The organism is Paenibacillus aceris, from assembly GCF_017874035.1.
Lineage (GTDB): Bacteria > Bacillota > Bacilli > Paenibacillales > NBRC-103111 > Paenibacillus_E > Paenibacillus_E aceris.
In genome coordinates this window covers 287,178-306,957 of record NZ_JAGGKV010000005.1, presented here as the reverse complement: position 1 = coordinate 306,957, position 19,780 = coordinate 287,178, and the positions used below count along the sequence as shown (strand labels likewise).

Sequence of the window (19,780 nt, the reverse complement as noted above, 5' to 3'; positions counted from 1 at the left end):
AATTACACAAGGTTCATTCAAATCAAATTATCTTCCATTCCCTCCTGAATATATATGAGCCATGTATTCAAACGCTGTTGTTCCATATACGCTTTTAAAGTGTTTATTTAAATGGGTTAAATCAACAAAACCGCATGCAGCCACAGCAGAATAAATATCTCTTTTTTGCTCAATTAATTGTTTTGCACGTTCAATTTTGCAGTTAAGAAAGTATTGGTAGGGTGAAATTCCGGTATGAGCCTTGAATAATCGGATAAACTGAAATTTCGATAAATAAAGCTCTTTACAGATTTCATCAAGCTTAAGTACATGTTCGAAATTGGCTTGAAGCATATCCTTTGCTTTGCTAATTAGAGCGTTATCTTTCTTGTCGTGTGCAGAAAGATTGTTTTGAATAAGATTATCCGTGAGGGATAAGAGCAATTCACTGCACAACGCCTCATCTTTTTCGTTTAATATGGCATGAGAAAGACTTAGTATTCGTTGTTCAAGTTTACGATCATACACAATAGGATCAGAGAAACGTACGATATCCTTTTTCTCTATAGCCTCTAAAAACATTTGCGGCTCAATATATAGCATGACATAATCAAGACCTGCCTTATCATGTGCCATTCCGTCATGCGCCTGTTCTGGATTAAAAAGCATAATTCCATTTTGATAGGATAATTGTAGACTGCCGTCCAGGTTATAATGTTGAATACCTCGTAATGTTACGCCTATTGCATACTCCTTGTGAGCGTGCTTTTTATACTTAAACTCAGTCATACTTGCTGATAATGCAGTAATACCTGCCGACTTTTTATAGATAAACTTCTCCATTTCAATCACCTCTACATTAGCTGACTATATCCAGATCATGATCGCAGCATAAGCTAGAAATAAGGTCATCAGTACATTAACAGTCTTATCATACTTTTGTAAAAACTCCTTGAAGATTGTACCGAATAGAACCCACGTAGAAAAAGCTGAAAATCCGATTAGTGTTATAGCTATAATACTTGTCGCCACCTCAGGGACCGCGTTATAGTTTGGCAATATAAAACTTGGAATTACAGTCATTGAAAAGAGTATTACTTTTGGATTTAAAAACTGCATTAGGAAGCCTGACATTAAGGTAGCCGGTTGATTTACAGTTGGCTTTGACGTGTCTCTTTTGTAAATTTGATAAGCGAGATAGAACATATACATGCTCCCGATTATTTGCATGACAATTAATATCTTCGGTATGATCGTTACAAGCATTGTATTTAACGCAGCAGAAATAACAAGTAATAAACCAAATCCAATCGTTGCTCCATACGAATACTTCATTGCTTTTTTTGCCCCCAAATGATGCACGGTAGACAATATGACGATATTAGTAGGTCCTGGAGTAAAAGTGGCAATCATACAGTAAATCAAAAAAGATGTAATATTCATGAGAATGCTCCTTTCAAGCTATTCACATATCCTACATCTTAAAATGAAATACCATATAGTATATTATTGCAGACGAAGAGCTACATCCGCCATGGATCTGAATGGCATAATACTACTCCCTACTTTAACCCTCTCCTTTGATTGGCGATGCCCACACCAAATGAACAGTATTAAATATGTAGCGTTCCATATGATGTATATGAATCGGGGACTGCTGAAAAATATTGATCATATTACGATTCAGATGGCAGCCGACAACGCGTAGAAATAACGGTTCGATGATCTTTTGGGTGTTGCCAATCAATCGGTTTGAACTCAGACCATGCTCCATTAACAAAATTTGACCGCCTGGCTTGCACCACCTGCTAAAAGATTCCAACACTCTAACAGGATATTCGTAACCGCAAAAGGATAATGTCGAGACGATGGTATCAAATGAGTTTTCAGGAAACGAAATAGATTCAATATCTGATTGAATGAATATGGCCCGAACATTGCTAGCCGTGGCGGACTCTTTTGCCTTGGATAACATAGTAGCGCTGAAATCGACAGCAGTCACATCCACATCATTGGGGTAAAAGTAAAAATTCGCTCCGGCACCAACAGCTACCTCGAGAACCTTCCCATTTGCACTCCCGATCAATTTTTCCCGCCATTTCCGTTCTGACTGGTTCTTCCTTCTCGCTTCATAAATTTTGGATTGATTATCAAATTTACGGATGAGTTTCTCTTTGTTCATAGTTCCCTCCTCCAATAACAGACGATATGATTTGTATTATGGAACTATCGTTCCTCGTTAGTACTGATTACTCACGGGGTGATCCAACTCCAAAGGCATAAAGGCATATTCTCCATTCTTAATAATCTCACATTTGCGTACGGGAATAAGATGCTTGAAAATGGGACCATCAATTACTGTGGTATGGAACTCACCACCTTCCCCACAAGGGTCAATACCACGAGATTCAAGCTCCTTCACATACTCATGGGTTATCGTTCGTCCTAGATCTTCTTCACGCATTCCTAATGATAAATTTACAGTCACAAGTATCGTTATAAATCCTAGGTTTATGAACTCTTCGATAACCTTATGATGATCCATTTCCCACAGAGGCATCCCAAGCTTTAATCCAGCATTTCTCGTAACCTTGTCATGCCAGCAACCATGAACAGGCATATCCAAGTCTCCTGTAACTAACACCTCTGCTCCTTGATTTTTTGCATTTCCCAAAAGCCGCATAAATTCTTCTTCATAATCTGTCCAACTAGCAGCAGCAGTGTAGACAGGCAAACCTATAGATTCAGCTTGTGCACGTATGAGCTCAGGGGGCATTCCATGGGATCTGGAGCGTTGCCCTTCTTCCTCTAACATGACGATCAGTCCAACTGCTTCTCCAACCTTCATTGCTTTATATAGAGCTAGGACGCTGTCCTTTCCTCCGCTGAAAGAAGTTATAAATTTGTGCCCTAGAGCGCCATTTTTCCAATCTGTAGCTACCGTCATTCCTATCGTTCCCCTTTGTTTTTAAGGCTCTTTACTGGATGCCCCTTGATAAATCAGTTTGTATTTAAAATAAGTGAGGCTCCTAGTTCCATTCGTTTAATTCTATCATGAGTTCCTCTCGAATGATGAGAGGATGTTTAAGATCCGCATAGAGCTTGTCATTTACGGCTTGGTAATTTAGTCAACTCGATCTGGAGTTAATCAGGAATATATCGTGTGATGGAAAACATAAAATTAGCATTCGAGAAATATGGAGTACCGTATTGAAAATGAACAATCATCTATTGCGTTAATCTCCGCTGCTTGAACGATCAGGAGCAGATTGCTGCGGCGCCTTTGCGCTTGCTCGGCCGTGTGACAATGAATGGTCTAGGTTTTAAATTTTGGGAGGTCTTTTTATGAATAGCAGTAAAATGATTCGGCATCCGTACGAACTGTCGCGAGCACGGTTGACGGAGATTCTCCGAAGGACGGGCGCGCTGACTGCAGGGGAAGTGGCCGGGCTTGAGGTTTTTCCGGCGCGGAGCGACAATTCGAGAGTTTACCGGGTACGGATCTCCTATTCAGAAGAGGCAGAAGGTGTGCTTCCGCAGACCCTCTTCCTTAAATTGTGCGATTCGGTACAATTCGCCGCCGCTTCCGAGCCGGCTTACTATGCCCGCGACTACATCACCCTGCAGAATGCTCCCATCCTCAGATGCTATGATGCAGGGCATGACGCTTCGGAAGAAAGCTATTACCTACTGCTGGAAGATGTCACAGATACCCACAAACCGAGTTGGGAAGTTCAGCCCACCCTGCAGTACGGTAGAGCGCTCGCGGAAGCGGTTGCCAAACTGCATGCCCATCACTGGGTGAATAACGAACTAGGGGCAGGAAGACCGGGAAGCCAGCCTGTTCCGGAGAGGGAGGAAATTGAGCGCTATCTTTCAGCGATCCGCCCTGGGCTTGACCCTTTGCTTGAGGCATGCCGACAGGATATTCCCGACCTTTGGACCAAAACGTTGCCGCTGATTTTGGAGAAGCATCCGGAGCGGATGATCGAGAGGACTCGTTCACACGAAGGTTTCACCCTCATTCACGGGGATTTGAATCCCGGCAATATCCTGATTCGTCATAACGGCCTCGCACCCATGTTTTTGATTGACCGCCAGCCGTTTGTCTGGTCGTTGACCTGCTGGCTAGGCGTAAGTGATCTGGCTTACGCTATGATTCATTGGTGGGACACTGAGAGCCGACGGGCGCTGGAGTTTCAGGTTTTACAGCAGTATCATGAAGTGCTGCGCAGCAATGGAGTGAATCTCTATTCATGGGAGCAGCTTTGTCTAGATTACAGGCTGTGTGTAGTGCAGAGCCTATATGTTGCTGTCGAATGGTGCGCCGACCCGTCGCAGATGGAACCAATGAGATGGGTATGGTACCCGCAGCTTCAAAAAGCGATGACCGCCTTCTTCGATCTAAAGGTCAGTGAGCTGTTGTAAGCGAATTACGAGGAGAACGGGGCACGGCGAAGAACTATCAAATCACTTATTTTGGCTCCACGATCCGGGTACTCTGAAGGGAGCATACCCTGAACTGTAATTTCCACTATCGTGCCCATTAGCACTAGAATAACTAACCACTTAAATTAATTACCGACTAAAACCAATCCAAGAATTACTCAAGAATCCTTATAGCCAAAGTACAAGCTAATTTTTCATATCCCAGCGATTTAGCAATAGCTACTGACGAACTATTGGACATTAAAGTTTGATAATGCATCGTGAAACCATCTTCTAACCCTTTCCTAGTTAAAGCACTTACAACTGCTTTGGCGTGTCCTTTACCTCGATAATCTGGGTGACATAAAATACCTACGCTAAGAAAACCAGATTCCTCTACTCTCCAAGAACCTGCTGCTACAATTCTTTCATCAGATATCCTTGCTAGTATTGGTTGTCTATTGATTTCTATGGAGCTATGCTCCCACTCCGTTTCAGAGCAAGATTTACGTAAATCATTAAGTAGAGATAGTTGATTTGAAGTTACAAGTTCTACAACTTCAAGGGAAGATGCTTCAAGAAATGAAGCCCTATCAATGTATCCCTGAAATGCAGGACCAATAACCTTGTATTTACCTATATCAATTGCCTTTACAAGAAAATTCGCATCAAAAGTTTCCATTGGATGTCTACCACTGATGGCCCTTTTTATATATGAGGTATACTTAGTGGGAGACGATATAATGCTTGTCGTTCCATTAAAAAAGCAATAAATACCATTATATCCTTTCAAAGTCTTGGAGTGTTCACGAACTATGACGTTCGGAATAGTCATTGATGAAATATCACAATCAAATCGCTCTGCCCAATCCTTATATACTTTAAATCTGGTTCCTTCATCCAACTAACACACCCCCATCTGCTATTTACCCCACACTTCTTGATTTCACAAGAACCTCCTATTTTTTAGAAAAGATTTTTTCAGAGAAGTCCTTTCAATAATTAAAATTCTTCCAAAACGTTTCAAATTCCCTCTTCCACTCCCCCCTTGGTTGAACAACGAAAAAGATGGTCGCGGCCGCAAGCCCATCTTGTATTATTTATACATACGCAATGAAGTGTTCATGATTGCACAATTAAACAAATTTGCCCGTTACTTGAACGAAAACAGGGAGCAGCTGACGCGGCAAACGGCTCCCTGTTTATTGTTCTATATATCGTTCCCCGTTAGAGCTTTATTTGATAAATATGAGAATATTACAACCTCCAGCACTAATTGGATGCAAAACGTTTTGCGAACGTCACACACAAAACAACGCCAATGTTGACAATAAAGATTGTCCATCCAATGGATTCATGCAAAACAAGAGCCGAGAGTAACAGACCAAAGAATGGTTGAAGGAGTTGCAACTGCCCGACGACTGCTATTCCTCCCTGAGCAAGACCGCGATACCATTTCCTTTCCTCTTTCCCGAAAATGAACCTGTTACGCATGAGTATTATGCGCACGGATGAACAGGATATTGAAAAAGGACTTCAAATCCTTGCTGAAGAATTGGAACATGTAAAACAGGCAAGCAGTTCCAGTAGGCCGTTCTTTTGGATTTAAATAAATAGACCATAACCCTAAAAATGAGGACTAAAATTGAGAGAAACTGATTCAAAACCTTCATTACAAAGTCAACCAGCTGGGGCTTTCTGAAGGTCGTAGTAAATTTTACGTTTTAGTTTGACGTTTATCAGCAACAGTTTTTGCATAGTTTGTTACGTAGCAACCTCATGTTGCATAACTCTACTACTTTCTAAAAATCCTAACCGATCCACTTGATACAAATCATAGATCTGTTGCGTTTTATTTATCGATTTATATATTTGATGGTTTGTATCATTTGCTAATTTGGCATACGGTAGTTTTTCTACTGCCTTCTTCGATCGAATATTTTGTTTTCGTATCTTCAAAAATACCGTTTCGATATTATGTTCAAGAAATAGTTCAGCAAAAAAGGACTCTTTCGCTCGTTGGTTATATCCTTTTCCAAAATAAGGAGTTCCAATCCATGTGGCCAAGAAGCCTGTTTTATTAACAATATCATATAGATCAATGGTACCAATGGGATGTCCCATCTCGTCAAGAATTGTTCTAGAAATACATGTTTCCCGTTCTTCTTCAACGATCAACTGTTTGGTTATGAATAAATATTCTTCATAAAATTGGCATTTATAACGAACGTAAGGAAAAACTGCAGGATCCATCATTAAGTCATACAGTGAATGGCACTCGTGCAAATCACGTTTTTTTAACATTATATCTACCACCTAGTCCTTTTAGCTCTATATCTAACAATTTAAGTATATAAAAGGACTTTGTGGATTATATTAATTCTACATTTTCTTTGTGTAAAATTTATCGAAGAAATTGTATTCCATATCACTCTAGTGAACTCAAAAAAGAGTCGCTCGTTTGTTATATGATTTATTTGTACAGTATGGCATGGGTATGCGCCGTTCTAACGAGGAAATCAATGGATGGTATCTCAAGGGTTACCTTGGGACACTAATGGGAGTAGTAAAGTACAAATTCAACTAACCTGCCCGTTACTTGAATGCAAACAGGGAGCTGCTGCGGCAAGCTGCTCCCTGTTTGTTATTGTACTATAGTTCTTCCGTTAGTTTAACCGGCGGAAGTTTCAAGTTCCTCTGGTGAAGGTGGCTCGAAAATTTGTATCCATTCTTTAAGTTTAGCTTTGGGTATGAAAAAAGTTCCCTCTGGGTTCATCACATTTCTAGCTTCTAGACGTTCAAACAACACTTCTTCAGGCACATCAACAAAATGAATTTTAAAGTCAGCCCCAAGGTTATTAGCTCGAGTACGAAACTCGTCTCGTTGACTTCGAACCCAACACCCAAAATCCAGAATAACATCAACACCAAGAATTAATACTCTAGATGCCACTTCCCACATTAGGGATTCCACAGAATCATGTCTAGAGTCATGCTTTGTTTCGTCAGATTCCGTCATGTTATCCCCGAAATCTTGCCCAAATAGACGGATATGCCATTCATCGGGAGTAAGGCGAAGTGCAGAGTATTTCGTTTCGAGTTGACGAGCCAAAGTAGTCTTACCGCTACAAGGGAGACCAACCATTAGATGAAGGGACGCCAAGAGATTCCATCTCCTTTTTTTAAACATATATACAAAATTTTTTTGAATTAAACTACTCGTTACTTGAGTGACGTGTACCGAAACTAAACGAAGAAATATTGGTTTCCATAACTATAAGTTCCGTTCATGTTGTACCAACCTCTTTTGAGAAAGGTCTTTTCGTTATTTTTCACCAACTTATTCTTGCAGTCAGGACAGATCTTTTTAAAGAACAGCAATCGAAGAAGTTCTTTCGGTTTCAACTCAAACTCATAAGATGGCATCCCCTGATCCCCCAAAAACTGAACTTGATACCTCATTTTACCACATATTGCAACTAACCTGCCCGTTACAATGGACAACGGCAGCCGTTCCTGCTCCGGCTGCCGTCATGTCGCGATTGAACTATCGTTCCTGTTTGTGTAATTCGAAATCAATCCACTTTGTTTTTTGACTTTATATCTGGGGCATTTATTAATGGCTTTTGAAGTGCGTCCACAATGGCTGCGATGATACTTGTTGCTAAAATGCCCATTAGACATAATGACGTAGGACCCGCCGCATCATCACTATCTGTAACTTGAGCAAGCACCCTTAAGCTTACTATTCCTAACAAAATGAGAAAGATGACTGTAAAAGCACATTTCTTTATAATCGTCAAAGATTTAAGGGATAATTCAGAGAAAGCATTGTTCTTTTCGATGTAGGTTAAGAGTTTATATGCTTGATACAACGCAACAGAAAACGCAATACAAAATCCGTATGCACATATTAAAAAGGGGATCAGGAAGTAAGCCGTATCTGGATGTACCCTTGCATCTCTAACGGCTATCACAGGCAACCAGATACACAAAGCAAGCACTGCAATTCCAGCCAGAAAAATAATTACCTTTAAGAACGTGGTTGAGCCTCGTTTAACATTCATTTAAAACACCTCACTTATTTAATGACAACATGATTTTAACATACAATATATCGTTTTACAATAAATTTATACTGTTATTTATTATATTATTATTGTTTTTGAAATATCCTTTTGATTTTGACAAAAATAAAAAGCATTTCTCATTACAAAGAAATGCTCTTACTTTAAAATATTAAATTTACAACGAAATAAAATTTCAATCATGTAACAATTACTTAACTCTCGTTTCCCATTTGTTTAGTCTATTCTCCTTCACTAACCATTCAGTTAATCATTTTGATGTAGCTCTTCGAGAAAGCACCTATATTGAATGGCTTTATCCCTAAAAATCTACCCCGCGATAAAACTCGTTATAATAGAAAATTGGACTTGCACCAAATTGAAAAACGATTTGGAAGCCTGTCTTCGTAATTTGAACGGCGCGAAATGCTTCCGAGTTCAATTTCCTGCACCACCAAAGGAGAAAATGTCCTTATCGTTAAGGCTTATGCCAATTTTATCTAACAGGCGTTGGGATATGTTGCCTTCTCGTAAGGCTGCGGTCCAGGCTTCCGCATATTTTCGATTATGCGCAATTCGAGTATACAAGGGGATCATTCGTGCAGCGGCTCGACGTAAAATGGCAATTGTTATATAACGATTCGTTACAGGTCTTTGATCCTTTTTCATCGGTCAGAACCTCCCTGTAGAAAACCTAATGCGGCATTTAAGCTTGCAAAAAAGACGAGTTTTTACAACTACTCGCCTTAATAGAACTCTGATATGGAAGTGATCGCTTACGCCGAAACCCCTGCCACACCTCTACCGAATTTCCTTTTCATTAACTCAAATCTACCTTGTCATGGGCATGGAAAACGGAAAATATCAATTATGATACCAATTGGAATACGAATCGTTATAAATATTCGGTCTATCCCGCTAAAAATCCGTAATCGAATTGTGTTTGGCCCAACACTTAATAAACAGCCAGTAAATGTATTAAATAGTGTTCGAACAACAACAACTCTACCAATCAGACCAGGGGAAATATTTCTTATCCTTTTTTGTGTTTTCAAAGGCACTCTTCGAGTTGTAGTTAAATGGAACTCTCTAGACATTTATCCCTCTCCTTTTTTACTAGTTGAATCGTCTCCTTTATTACCAAAAAGCTAATCGCATTTTCCCAGCACATTATGTTTTTTATCGACTTACAACAGCAGTCTATGGGGAAACACCTTGGTTGCACACGGCATTTGCCTAGACTCAGGTACTGTAACGTAAACTTTCATTAATGACTTGGCTACATTGATAATTTTCGAATAACAAAACCCTTAACCAACTTGATGCATTTTATTTTTCCAAGTCGATCTTCCCTCTGGGTGTACAGGGCAAGTTATTTTTTCGACACATGAGACAACTAAACTTAATATCCTACATTAGCCCGTTATTAAAGGAGAGTTTTGATGGAAAGAAAATTAATTTTTGATTACATTATTGTGGGTACAGGACCCGCAGGAGCAGTAATCGCGAAAACCCTATCCGACGATAAAAGAACATCCGTCCTTGTTTTAGAAGCGGGCGGAAACAACGATAAAGACAAACCGATTAGCGACTCGACGATGGCTTCTGAGCTGGAAGAACAGTTCTTCCCTCAGTATTTCTGGCAAGGAGAAGGTGTCCCGCAAGCGGGGCTGGACGATCGAATGTTTGAATGGACAACAGGACGTCTCTTGGGCGGCGGTTCATCAATTAACGGAGAACAGTACGTGCGCCCAACAGGCAAGGTATTGAAAGAATGGGAAAGGCTGCTCGGGCCTCTCTGGTCTCCTAATCGAGCGGTTCTGCGATTCAAAAGACTTGAAAAATATAATGGGAATACAAATAATGCCTCTGCACGCGGGTATCGTGGGCGCATTGACATTCGTCAGGCTCCTCTAAATCCGACATCCATGGCAAAAAAATTAGTTAATGCAATCGAGCGAGCTACCGGCTTCCCTGAAATTCTCGATTATAATAATCCGAAAACCACAATTGGCCCCTTTACTCGATGGCAATTATATCAAAAACCGAATGGCAGAAGGGAAAGTTCCTCCACTGCATTTTTGTCTTCGGATGTCTTAGCGTTGAATGGTCGGGGAGTAAATGGTCGTAAATTAAGATTATTTTCTGATTCGACCGCTTTACGGGTGATTTTTTCTAATAAGCGCGCCCGCGGAGTGGAATTTCTAAAAAATGGTAAGCGCATAATCGCACACGCAAGGAAAAAGGTCATTATTACAGCAGGTATTAACAGCGCTCAACTCTTAATGCTATCCGGTATAGGATCTGCAAAAATACTTAAAGAAGCTGGTATTCGCTGCATCTTTCATAATCCAAACGTGGGGAAAAGCTTAAGAAACCACACACTTAACTTTGCAGTATTTCAATCAAATCCTAGCGACAGACCTTTACCTTCAAATGATCCAAATGCCCTTTATACTGGCGGGGCTTTCCTGCCTGACCCTTTAAAAATAGATGGAAAGCGTCGAGCGGTTCAAATTTTGGGTATTGGTTCTGAGGGTGATACGTTAACGTTAGGTTTGATTTACCTGCGTCCGAAGAGTCGCGGTTCCATTAAAATCCAAAACAAAGACCCACTTAAAATTGTGCTCGCAGATGAAGGATTTCTCGATAATCCGAGTGATTTGGAAGCCGTAAAAAACATTTATAAGATCTATGTAAAGAATATAGCTGCTGAGCTAGTCTCCATTGATCCAACATACCGCCTCATTTCACCAACTCCTGAAACGATAGAAGATGATACCGAACTTGAGCAATTTATTAAAGAAAATTTTGACCACAATCATCACCAACAAAGCTCGCTTCGTATGGCTCCTTTAAAAAATGGAGGGGTCGTTGATCGGCGTGGAAACGTTCACGGGGTAAAAGATTTAATTGTTGCAGACGCTTCAATCATCCCATTTACTGTGGATGGAAATACTTCGGCGGCAGCATATCTAATCGGATATACGATCGCTAAACAAGTCATATGGTTAGATAAAAGGAAACAACGGAGGAAGATTCGAGAGAGATTCGAAAATAGCGAAGAGTAACTGAAATCTCTTACGTTCAGTTTTCATAAAGGCACTCTACGTTCAGAGTGCTTTTTTAGTGTTTTTTCTGGTCTATGGAATTCGTACATTTTTGAAACAATAGTGATTGGTCCAATTCTCTCTTCTACTTTGATCATACGTTATGGAGAACACGATTAAAGGAGGATTTATATGGCACAACAAGTGAAAGTAAGTCCGCAATTTAGAAGACTTTGTATGCAATTTGGCAAAATTTTAGGAGGCGAATCGGAAATTGATGCAGGTCCGGTTTGTTTTGTGACGCGAATGACGAATTTAAAAGAAACGATCTTAGGAAGAAGAACGCGCTCCCCTCTGGTTCAAATGCAAATGTTCTCATTTGAATCGCTAGATAGTTCGGGTCGTGCGCTATGCTTGGGTGAGACTGCCGTTCATCAAGATCAGGTTAATCGTTTAATAACGAACCTCCGTAAACGCGGGATAAAAGTGACTGCGATTCATAATCACTGGCTAAAAGAAAATCCTCGATTAATGTATATGCACTGGGAAGCTATCATGAATCCTGTCGTATTTGCGAAAAGAACCAAAGAGTCCATTGCATTCTTGGGTTAATTGCCGTTGAGTTTGTTCGTATCTTATTATGAAAGGATGATTTCATATGGCGGAGCAAGTAAATGTAAGTCCTGCCTTTAGACGACTATGTAATCAATTTTCAACCATTTTAGGTGCAACCGAGCATGAAATTACAAAAGGTCCGGTTTGTTTTGTTACTAGAAATAGGAGAGTAAACGCAGCTATTTTAGGAAGACGCACAACATCTCCTTTAGTCCGTTATCAACTGTTTTCGTTTGAATCATTGGACAAGTCGGGGCGCGCACTCTGTTTGGGGGAAACGGCTCTTTTCCAAAACCAAGTAAATCGCTTGCTCTCAAATCTTCGCAATAACGGGATTAAAGTAACAGCAGTCCATAATCACTGGCTGTTCGAGAACCCGCGTCTTATGTATATTCACTGGGAGTCGATTGATAATCCTATTGAATTTGCAAAAAAAGTAAAACGTTCTATCGCTTTTTTGGGTTAGTGTAATCTGCTTGAAAGGAACAGGGAGCTGCTGCTGCAAGCTGCTCCCTGTTTGTTAATTTGCTATCGTTCTCCTGTAAAAGCAATTCATCGAAGATCAATTGGGGTATTCTCGTCATAAAGTACCAGCATATCCCAATACCCTTCCCTTAATAGTGGAGACAGGCAAAGTACCAAAGATTTGACTGTCAATACTTCTCCACCACGTATCACCCATAACAAAGACATGTCCCTCAGGCACTTTAACATTAGCCATCTCCATGTTAAAGTATTCTTTCATTGTTTTCTGGCATGATTCATCACATTGAGCTGAACCTGGCTTATTGACCGTTTTAAAGTACTCTTCTTCTTCGAGTCCCCAACTGAGAGCTTTACCATAGAAGGTATCTAACTTTTTATTGTTAATATAAACTTGACCTTTTTTTATTTCAATATTTTCGCCTGGAAGAGCTATAACCCTTGCAATATTATACTCGGGCGGGTTTAGCCTTGGATATTTGTTCTTATCAATTGTAGGTGTTTTATAGTAAATTACATCGCCGCGATTAATATCATTTATATTAAAATAATTCGGGTCGACAGCTATCTTCCCTTTGTCTTTGGAGATATATTCTAAGTTGCGACGCGCCATTCCATCATTTTGATTTTCAACAGTGATAAGGTCCTGTTTCATTACTACTGTCTTAGGCGACTCTTGAGTGATTACGTCAGTAATACTTTGCTCTTCGCAGCCTAGAATGAATAGAAAAAAGAAAATAATCAAAAATGATTTCATCACAGGAATCCCCCCTAATTTGATATTACTCATTTAAATGGAGAATTCACTAATAAATTCCAACAATTTCCTGAACTTCCGCAAATGATAACGTGTGGCATTAATCTGCCGGTAGGCAACCGCACCTATTGGGCGGACCCTTCCATTTCCATTTGTTCCTCATCGTTCGGCCTATAATAATACCAAAACAACGCCACTGCAGCCATGCAGATGAAGGAGCTAACTGCAAACCCTGAACGGATGCCGAACCAGCCGGCGTACAGTCCGCCTAACAGTGAACCCATTGTACGACTGATGGCGTTCATCGTCAATGAATTCATCATTTGGCCGCTTGCCTTCAGCTCTATGGGCACATGTGTGTTCACGTACTCGGCGAGACATAAGTAAAACAACATGAACGTCCCACCGTGCAATACCCACGTCGCCAAATAGACGGCCGGGCTTAGGGAGCCGCTGAACAGCAACCACCGTACGGCAAGGATAATCCCGGAGCAGAGCAAAATCTTAAAGATCCCGAACCTTCGGTAAAGTGGTTGAAAAAACAGCATGAACGGGAACTGGCTGACTGAACCTATACTTACCCCAAGGCCGATCAACGCCGTACTCAATCCCTGCTCCTTACTGTATACGGCTTGGAACGTCGTAAAAAAGCCCATCGTACAGTTTACCACCAACGTGTACAAGTAGATCAGTACAAGCTTTCTACTGGTGAATAGCTGTTTCAGTTCCACCTTCGCCTTGCGCTGATGGCCTTCCACTTTAGGGATGCCCCAAGCTAGCAGGAAGGCGACGAACACGAGTCCAGAGAACAAGGGGAACATATAATGCAGGTTACGGTCCAGCAGCCAACCGGCAATAACCGCCATCAAGGCATAACCGACGGATCCTGCTGTGCGGATGCGTGAAAAGTTAAATCCCGACTTGCGGGAAATCTCCAGCGTAATCGTGTCTCCGAGCGGGTTGATTACGCATTGGACGGCGCCGAACACAACTGTGCACACAAATAGCAACCAGAATTGATTGCCTACCGCCGGCAGCGTCCAGACGAGGATAGAGGTCAGCAGCAAGGCCAGAAGGAGCAGATGGTTTTTCGATGCCGCTCTGTCGGCAGCCAATCCCCAGCGTGGCTGAGCGATCATCGCGGTAATCGCTCCCGCGGTCGAGAGCAGACCAATCTGGAAATGATCAAGACGGATGTCGTTGTAATAGAGCGGAATATAGTTACTAAAGGCGCCTAGCGCCATAAATACCAGCGAGTAATACACGGACATGTACACGTAAGTTGATTTTCTGGCCATCGGATTTTTCGCCTTCCTCATGTTTTAGTCGGAAATGCCGTTACACGAAATTTGCCGCTCTTTTATAGTAACATCTTACATATTCAAACGCGTGCCACGCAGCTGCTTCATAAATCATTTTATTCGGTAATTCTTCCTCCTGAAACACTAGATTCATATGCTTGTCTAGTGTGTCATTAATTCCGTCAACCATTTCTCGAATCGAGTCTATGTAGGGGAAATAGTCATTTAAATACTCTTGCGCTTTTTCACTACCTTCATGAATAACTAACTTCGCCTCGTCTTCTGTTATCTGATAGCATTCTTTCAGAATATCTTTGATGCCATCCAATAATTCGGTGTATTCGTCCTCTTTTAGAGTCGCTAAAACGAAAGTCATTCTACGCCCACCTCCGAAGGTCTGTGATTCTTATTCTCTGCTAGCAGCATTGTCACCAATAATTACTACATCGTATAATTAGATCATATCGACATTATTATCATAGCTTATTTTTTGGTCAAAAAAGTTATATTCTTAAGTCACAAAATATCACTCAATTGATAATTTTGAAAAGATGGTTGGATGGTGAGCATCGTTGAAACACACGAATCAAATAGATGAACGTGCACAAGTATTTCATGTTCTAAACAACCGGGCGATACGACTTAAATATAGGGCTGTGTCCTTAGAGTGTCCCCCTATTACTTACCATTATCATAAAGGGATCGAGGTCTTATTTATCCATCAAGGAAAAGGAACCCTGACCCTCAACCGCAAGATTTACAAATTAGAGGCTGGATGTGTCGTCATTTTACAACCTTTCCAGCTTCACCGTATTCAATTTGATGCCAATCCTCAAAATCCATATGTACGAACGGTTTTAACCTTTGAGCCCTCCATCGTTGCACCTCATCTAAAAAACTTTTCTGTGCTGTCTCGTTTTTTTGAGCAGATATGGAAGGAACAAATGTCCAATCAGGTGTTCCGTGAGGAGCGCGACTCGACTTATATGTTAGGCGTTCTTGAACGATTCTATGACTTGGTTTCGGGGTGGAAAGAAAAGGATGAGGATCACGAGACTGCGTCCATGTTGATTCTCAACATTTTAGACTATCTTACCTCACTACATATTGGAGGATTTGGAGGGGTCGCACGCCCGGATAGCCATGCTGAAAAAATAATGAATTGGGTCGAAGAGCATTATACGGAACCTTTTGACTTGATTGAATTAGCAAAGGAACTCCATCTTTCCAAGAATCATGTCTCTCGATTATTTCGAGCCGAAACAGGGGGAAGCATCACCGAATATGTGATCGCGCGAAGAATAAGACAAGCTTGCTGGTTGTTAAAAACAGAATCAAAATCTATAGAACAGATCGGTTCTTTGGTTGGAATACCTAATTTCCCTTACTTTTGTCGGATTTTTAAAAAGATAACGGGCTTTACTCCCATTCAGTATCGTAAAAGCCAGTTAAATTAATTAGACAAGAGATCTCTGTGTTTATGGTGAATCCCTGGATGTTAGCTTAATTGCTTAATCAGGCTTACTCGGATTACTTCATCCCAAATTGGCCCACGTCGAACCTCTTGATACCCGATTTTTTTATTTAATTCGATGACATGATTATTTGTTTCTTCTGTATGTGTATAAATTAAATTAACTTTATGACTTTCAGCTTCTTCCTCCAACTTGAGTTTTAGCTTAGTCGCTAATCCTAATCTTCGGTAACTTGGATGAACTTTCCTGTATAAAGTTAACAAGCATTTCATAAGGCACTTTAGACAAATCAGATAGTTCTTGCCAAAAAAACGGCGAAAAGTTAGTAGCTAGGACCCCTGCAATGTCGAGGACTAATTCGCTTTTATTAGCCATATCTGCCTCCACCCTCGCTTAACAATATGAGGATAGTATTCGTTCCCTTCATTTAAAAATACCTTCATTAGTTTTGTTCTATTCTAATAACTTGAGTTCTACCTATTACATCCCTGATTCTCTTTACTCTCAAATAGTTTATTTACAATTGATTCATTCGGATGTATGAAAGATTCCCAACTAATATTAAACTACCTTCCCGTGGTTTTCGCACAGTCGTTACCGCCGGGCAAACCTCCTATATTTACACCTGATTATCATTTCCGAAGCGCCGCTATTCTTAACCTGTATTAAAATTAAGCCGTGATTTTCGCGGCCCTTACTGAGATAATCTTCTTGTCACCGACATTATTTCAATTCCGGAGGAACAATGATTAACTTAACCCATTGAAACTTTAATGTATTTTTACATCCTTCACTTTTTTTCTACCGGTATTAAGTAGAGAGTTCCTTCTTCTTTATAATAATCCAGACCTGATGTATCAAATCTAATGAGTTTTTTAGCTGTCTCTGAATCTTTAGTTTCGCCTAAATTAATTCCCAAAAAATCTATCTTAGTATCTACATCAACTTCAAATCTTTCAGGATAATTATTAGAGTTCTTTGCTTTCCATGAAATATATAAGTCCTCACTTTTCAAATAAAAACTTATTTGATTTTCATCTAGAAATTGATGTTCAAAAGCATAAAGGCAACATAAACTTTCCCCAGGAAACATGTTATCGTTACTTAAACTAGAGCCCTTTTCAATATTTATTTCTTTGTTTGTTATTTCTTCAATACAACTAATTCCCCACTCATATCTTTCAAGATATATTCTTGGCGATGTATTAATACCGTCAAATTCAGCACTGTCGCAATCTATATTTATGTACCATTCTATAAATCCATCGTGATTCATAACTCCAGATAACGTTGCATCTAGAACTTCAATTGTTTTTGAATTTATTAAGAACATTTTGTTTCTCCTTTCATTCAGGTTTCAGCATAGAAGTTATAGAGATGAAATATTATCTTACTCTTTAAACTTCTTCATTGTACATAAAATACTTCTTGTTATACACGTTCATCCACTCCCTTTTGTTTAATACTAACAAAAATACCATCCTCTTGTTCAACTAAACTGCTGCCCGTTAGATAAACAGACAAAGGCAGCCGATCGTGTATGCCGGCTGCCGTCATGTCGTGATTGAACTATAGTTCCTCGTTAGAGTTCAATATTTTGTTACTTTTGAATGAAATTTGATCAGCTGAAATAATAAAGTCAATTAAACCCATATTGTTGTTTTGTAGCAAAACATGAAACTCATATCTGTCATTGACTTTATATACTTCCTCATACAGCCACCATGAATCTTCCAATGAACCTTCTTGCTTTATTATATTAAAATTTTTAAAGGTGACTTGATCGATATTTGTAAAACCACCTGAGTTATCAAGGAGTAATATTAAGGACATATCTTCCTGTACTGAGTTTGTAATCGTACAATCATGAAATCTAAATTTGTCAACAATTGCTTTATCAAGTGTGTTGGAGACTTCCCCCATATATCTTCTAAAATCTTCAATTGTTGTGTTTACTGACTTTTCATTATCCTCACAATATTGAGTTACTGCGTTTATTACTGTTCGGGTTGCTTTATTTAAAGTAAAAACCCTTATATCAGCTATCTGTTTTAAAATTGTTTCTGGTAATTTCCTTTTTAAATACTCTTGATTATAGATGAAACCGTCATGAAATTGTTCGATTTTCCTATCTCTATTAAAGGGCTCATATTCATTATTATTATTTCTATTTACGGTTTCGTTATTTTTCATTATGGAAGCAACTTCTTCTTGTAAATTAAGCCAACTATTTAACTCTGTGTTATAAAGTTGTTGAAAATATTCTTCTGAAAATGTTTCAGCGTGCTTTTCTTCCTCTAAACTTAGATGAAAACTTGTTTTTTGACACAGTTCATACCATTCTTTAGTAAAATGTTTCATTTTATTACTCTCGCCTCTCCCTAAAGAAATAAAGTGATTTCAATGAGACAGGGAGGAGCACCACGGCAGTCTGCTCCCTGTTATGGTTGAACTACCCCCTGCCTTCTCCTAGTTCCAAAGTCTCTCTAATTCGATTAATTTCTGTTCTTCAAATTCTAATTTATATATGTCCGGAATAGATGTTGATTCCCAAAATTCAAAATCATATCGGTTATCAAAGTAATTCAGTATTAAAGTCATAATATCTCCATGCGTTCCAATTACAATTTTCTTTCCCATATTTTCTTTTAAAATGTTTTCTATTACATTCACTGCTCTTCTTTGAGCATAAATGGTTGATTCACCCTTAGAAAATGAAAAATTAATATCTTTATACAGTTTCAGCTTGGCTTCCATAAAACTCATATTTTCTATCTGACCAATTTCTCTTTCTCTGAGCTCTTCATATAATATTATTTTGTTAGTTCCGGCTGCGCCATTAATAGTTTGAATCGCTCTTTCATACGGACTCGATATAAAAACATCAAATTCTTCATCTTTCAATATTTCATTGATTTTAAGTACATCTAATTTACCTTTGTCAGACAACCCTCTTGACCTCTCCATACCTTCAAAATATGGTGATTCGGCATGTCTGACAAAATAAATAAAGGTTCTCATTTATTCCACTTCTTCCTATATTATATTGCAATAGTTACAGCTAACGTCTCCCGTTACTAGAGCAGTTCATAATCCATACATTCATCCAATCGTGTGCCGGCTACCGTCATGTCGTGATTGAGCTATTGTTCTTCCGTTAGTTGAAGGCTTTATATATCGTAATAACCCTTCTCAAATACAATTACTCCTTCAACTTGGGCTTCATGGTATGGCACATAAATTCCTACTCCGAATTTATAAGAGGTAAATCCATTAGCGTCTATTGCTAGCTTTTCATCTAGTTGACTGAACATATCTTTCACATTTTCAAACGGCAAACCTAATAAGTCTTTTCCCATAAATTTCACTTCCGCAGGCTCAAAAAACTCGACAGCCTCAAGCAATCCATCTTGTTTATAATAAGCATGACACCATTCAAAAGCATCTGTTTCCATTTGACTAGATTCTGTTTTTAAAAATTTTTGAGCAATACTATTTAATGCAGAGCTTACCTGTCCACTTGTCATACCAAAATGAAGTGAACCTGCTCCGACATAAGCTTCAATTTCAAAGACCATCTACCAACACCTACTTCCCATAAAATTGCTTTCATCCACCTATTAGT

General features: G+C 39.5%; 22 protein-coding genes. 5 read left to right on the top strand and 17 right to left on the bottom strand.

Features of this window, described 5'->3' with window-relative positions; all coding sequences use genetic code 11:
- Positions 1-27 precede the first annotated feature (27 nt).
- From J2Z65_RS12195 to J2Z65_RS12180, 4 genes are all read right to left on the bottom strand, one after another.
- Complete coding sequence (locus J2Z65_RS12195; RefSeq protein ID WP_167058951.1) at positions 28-822, bottom strand: AraC family transcriptional regulator; 795 nt, start codon at positions 820-822, stop codon at positions 28-30.
- A gap of 24 nt (positions 823-846) precedes the next feature.
- Positions 847-1,422, bottom strand: a complete 576-nt coding sequence (locus J2Z65_RS12190; RefSeq protein ID WP_167058954.1) for a LysE family translocator — start codon at positions 1,420-1,422, stop codon at positions 847-849.
- Between the two features lie 124 nt (positions 1,423-1,546).
- Entirely contained in the window at positions 1,547-2,161 is a 615-nt protein-coding gene (locus J2Z65_RS12185; protein ID WP_167058957.1) for a class I SAM-dependent methyltransferase, read from the bottom strand.
- 57 nt (positions 2,162-2,218) lie between these two features.
- On the bottom strand, positions 2,219-2,926 hold the full coding sequence (locus J2Z65_RS12180) for a Dph6-related ATP pyrophosphatase (protein WP_167058960.1): 708 nt from the start codon (positions 2,924-2,926) through the stop codon (positions 2,219-2,221).
- A gap of 398 nt (positions 2,927-3,324) precedes the next feature.
- On the opposite strand from J2Z65_RS12180, the gene J2Z65_RS12175 reads away from it, so the two are divergent.
- Positions 3,325-4,407 (top strand): phosphotransferase family protein, encoded by a 1,083-nt coding sequence (locus tag J2Z65_RS12175; RefSeq protein ID WP_167058963.1) that lies wholly within the window; start codon positions 3,325-3,327, stop codon positions 4,405-4,407.
- Between the two features lie 175 nt (positions 4,408-4,582).
- On the opposite strand, the gene J2Z65_RS12170 is transcribed toward J2Z65_RS12175, so the two are convergent.
- From J2Z65_RS12170 to J2Z65_RS12150, 5 genes are all read right to left on the bottom strand, one after another.
- Positions 4,583-5,311, bottom strand: coding sequence for a GNAT family N-acetyltransferase (locus J2Z65_RS12170; RefSeq protein WP_167058966.1), 729 nt, complete (start codon positions 5,309-5,311; stop codon positions 4,583-4,585).
- Between the two features lie 860 nt (positions 5,312-6,171).
- Complete coding sequence (locus J2Z65_RS12165; protein WP_167058970.1) at positions 6,172-6,711, bottom strand: GNAT family N-acetyltransferase; 540 nt, start codon at positions 6,709-6,711, stop codon at positions 6,172-6,174.
- A 367-nt stretch (positions 6,712-7,078) separates the two neighbouring features.
- Positions 7,079-7,570 (bottom strand): P-loop nucleotide/nucleoside kinase family protein, encoded by a 492-nt coding sequence (locus tag J2Z65_RS12160; protein WP_209855865.1) that lies wholly within the window; start codon positions 7,568-7,570, stop codon positions 7,079-7,081.
- A gap of 412 nt (positions 7,571-7,982) precedes the next feature.
- Positions 7,983-8,474 (bottom strand): DUF2975 domain-containing protein, encoded by a 492-nt coding sequence (locus J2Z65_RS12155; protein ID WP_167058973.1) that lies wholly within the window; start codon positions 8,472-8,474, stop codon positions 7,983-7,985.
- Between the two features lie 438 nt (positions 8,475-8,912).
- Positions 8,913-9,143, bottom strand: a complete 231-nt coding sequence (locus J2Z65_RS12150) for a hypothetical protein (RefSeq protein ID WP_167058982.1) — start codon at positions 9,141-9,143, stop codon at positions 8,913-8,915.
- A 773-nt stretch (positions 9,144-9,916) separates the two neighbouring features.
- On the opposite strand from J2Z65_RS12150, the gene J2Z65_RS12145 reads away from it, so the two are divergent.
- The 3 genes from J2Z65_RS12145 to J2Z65_RS12135 all read left to right on the top strand — a co-directional run bounded on the left by J2Z65_RS12145 (position 9,917) and on the right by J2Z65_RS12135 (position 12,605).
- Entirely contained in the window at positions 9,917-11,545 is a 1,629-nt protein-coding gene (locus tag J2Z65_RS12145) for a GMC family oxidoreductase (RefSeq protein WP_167058984.1), read from the top strand.
- 171 nt (positions 11,546-11,716) lie between these two features.
- Positions 11,717-12,136: a DUF1259 domain-containing protein gene (locus tag J2Z65_RS12140; RefSeq protein ID WP_167058986.1), complete on the top strand. Its 420-nt coding sequence runs from the start codon at positions 11,717-11,719 to the stop codon at positions 12,134-12,136.
- A 46-nt stretch (positions 12,137-12,182) separates the two neighbouring features.
- Positions 12,183-12,605 carry a DUF1259 domain-containing protein gene (locus tag J2Z65_RS12135; protein ID WP_167058988.1) on the top strand — a complete coding sequence of 141 codons (423 nt, stop codon included), beginning with the start codon at positions 12,183-12,185 and terminating at the stop codon, positions 12,603-12,605.
- A 114-nt stretch (positions 12,606-12,719) separates the two neighbouring features.
- On the opposite strand, the gene lepB is transcribed toward J2Z65_RS12135, so the two are convergent.
- The 3 genes from lepB to J2Z65_RS12120 all read right to left on the bottom strand — a co-directional run bounded on the left by lepB (position 12,720) and on the right by J2Z65_RS12120 (position 15,056).
- Positions 12,720-13,379 (bottom strand): signal peptidase I, encoded by a 660-nt coding sequence (lepB, locus tag J2Z65_RS12130; protein ID WP_167058990.1) that lies wholly within the window; start codon positions 13,377-13,379, stop codon positions 12,720-12,722.
- 125 nt (positions 13,380-13,504) lie between these two features.
- Complete coding sequence (locus J2Z65_RS12125; protein WP_167058992.1) at positions 13,505-14,677, bottom strand: MFS transporter; 1,173 nt, start codon at positions 14,675-14,677, stop codon at positions 13,505-13,507.
- Between the two features lie 40 nt (positions 14,678-14,717).
- Entirely contained in the window at positions 14,718-15,056 is a 339-nt protein-coding gene (locus J2Z65_RS12120; protein ID WP_167058994.1) for a hypothetical protein, read from the bottom strand.
- Positions 15,057-15,252: 196 nt separating this feature from the next.
- Here J2Z65_RS12120 and J2Z65_RS12115 point away from each other — a divergent pair, with 196 nt between their 5' ends.
- Positions 15,253-16,137 (top strand): AraC family transcriptional regulator, encoded by an 885-nt coding sequence (locus tag J2Z65_RS12115; protein ID WP_167058996.1) that lies wholly within the window; start codon positions 15,253-15,255, stop codon positions 16,135-16,137.
- Positions 16,138-16,178: 41 nt separating this feature from the next.
- Here J2Z65_RS12115 and J2Z65_RS36100 read toward each other — a convergent pair whose 3' ends face one another.
- From J2Z65_RS36100 to J2Z65_RS12090, 5 genes are all read right to left on the bottom strand, one after another.
- Positions 16,179-16,427: a GNAT family N-acetyltransferase gene (locus tag J2Z65_RS36100; RefSeq protein ID WP_420850817.1), complete on the bottom strand. Its 249-nt coding sequence runs from the start codon at positions 16,425-16,427 to the stop codon at positions 16,179-16,181.
- A 518-nt stretch (positions 16,428-16,945) separates the two neighbouring features.
- Entirely contained in the window at positions 16,946-17,488 is a 543-nt protein-coding gene (locus J2Z65_RS12105; protein ID WP_167059002.1) for a hypothetical protein, read from the bottom strand.
- A gap of 236 nt (positions 17,489-17,724) precedes the next feature.
- Complete coding sequence (locus J2Z65_RS12100; protein WP_167059005.1) at positions 17,725-18,516, bottom strand: DUF4085 family protein; 792 nt, start codon at positions 18,514-18,516, stop codon at positions 17,725-17,727.
- A gap of 108 nt (positions 18,517-18,624) precedes the next feature.
- A complete protein-coding gene (locus J2Z65_RS12095; protein ID WP_167059008.1) occupies positions 18,625-19,176 on the bottom strand; it encodes a histidine phosphatase family protein in 552 nt (183 codons plus the stop codon).
- A gap of 149 nt (positions 19,177-19,325) precedes the next feature.
- A complete protein-coding gene (locus J2Z65_RS12090) occupies positions 19,326-19,733 on the bottom strand; it encodes an ABC transporter ATP-binding protein (RefSeq protein ID WP_167059011.1) in 408 nt (135 codons plus the stop codon).
- Positions 19,734-19,780 lie beyond the last annotated feature (47 nt).

What these genes read in the sequence shown, in the direction of transcription:
- J2Z65_RS12095 (WP_167059008.1), bottom strand. Translation starts at nt 19,176, where the DNA reads ATGAGAACCTTTATTTATTTTGTCAGACATGCCGAATCACCATATTTT.
- J2Z65_RS12105 (WP_167059002.1), bottom strand. Translation starts at nt 17,488, where the DNA reads ATGTTCTTAATAAATTCAAAAACAATTGAAGTTCTAGATGCAACGTTA.
- J2Z65_RS12165 (WP_167058970.1), bottom strand. Translation starts at nt 6,711, where the DNA reads ATGTTAAAAAAACGTGATTTGCACGAGTGCCATTCACTGTATGACTTA.
- J2Z65_RS36100 (WP_420850817.1), bottom strand. Translation starts at nt 16,427, where the DNA reads ATGAAATGCTTGTTAACTTTATACAGGAAAGTTCATCCAAGTTACCGA.
- lepB (WP_167058990.1), bottom strand. Translation starts at nt 13,379, where the DNA reads ATGAAATCATTTTTGATTATTTTCTTTTTTCTATTCATTCTAGGCTGC.
- J2Z65_RS12180 (WP_167058960.1), bottom strand. Translation starts at nt 2,926, where the DNA reads ATGACGGTAGCTACAGATTGGAAAAATGGCGCTCTAGGGCACAAATTT.
- J2Z65_RS12185 (WP_167058957.1), bottom strand. Translation starts at nt 2,161, where the DNA reads ATGAACAAAGAGAAACTCATCCGTAAATTTGATAATCAATCCAAAATT.
- J2Z65_RS12120 (WP_167058994.1), bottom strand. Translation starts at nt 15,056, where the DNA reads ATGACTTTCGTTTTAGCGACTCTAAAAGAGGACGAATACACCGAATTA.
- J2Z65_RS12150 (WP_167058982.1), bottom strand. Translation starts at nt 9,143, where the DNA reads ATGAAAAAGGATCAAAGACCTGTAACGAATCGTTATATAACAATTGCC.
- J2Z65_RS12195 (WP_167058951.1), bottom strand. Translation starts at nt 822, where the DNA reads ATGGAGAAGTTTATCTATAAAAAGTCGGCAGGTATTACTGCATTATCA.
- J2Z65_RS12140 (WP_167058986.1), top strand. Translation starts at nt 11,717, where the DNA reads ATGGCACAACAAGTGAAAGTAAGTCCGCAATTTAGAAGACTTTGTATG.
- J2Z65_RS12190 (WP_167058954.1), bottom strand. Translation starts at nt 1,422, where the DNA reads ATGAATATTACATCTTTTTTGATTTACTGTATGATTGCCACTTTTACT.
- J2Z65_RS12135 (WP_167058988.1), top strand. Translation starts at nt 12,183, where the DNA reads ATGGCGGAGCAAGTAAATGTAAGTCCTGCCTTTAGACGACTATGTAAT.
- J2Z65_RS12155 (WP_167058973.1), bottom strand. Translation starts at nt 8,474, where the DNA reads ATGAATGTTAAACGAGGCTCAACCACGTTCTTAAAGGTAATTATTTTT.
- J2Z65_RS12100 (WP_167059005.1), bottom strand. Translation starts at nt 18,516, where the DNA reads ATGAAACATTTTACTAAAGAATGGTATGAACTGTGTCAAAAAACAAGT.
- J2Z65_RS12175 (WP_167058963.1), top strand. Translation starts at nt 3,325, where the DNA reads ATGAATAGCAGTAAAATGATTCGGCATCCGTACGAACTGTCGCGAGCA.
- J2Z65_RS12145 (WP_167058984.1), top strand. Translation starts at nt 9,917, where the DNA reads ATGGAAAGAAAATTAATTTTTGATTACATTATTGTGGGTACAGGACCC.
- J2Z65_RS12090 (WP_167059011.1), bottom strand. Translation starts at nt 19,733, where the DNA reads ATGGTCTTTGAAATTGAAGCTTATGTCGGAGCAGGTTCACTTCATTTT.
- J2Z65_RS12125 (WP_167058992.1), bottom strand. Translation starts at nt 14,677, where the DNA reads ATGGCCAGAAAATCAACTTACGTGTACATGTCCGTGTATTACTCGCTG.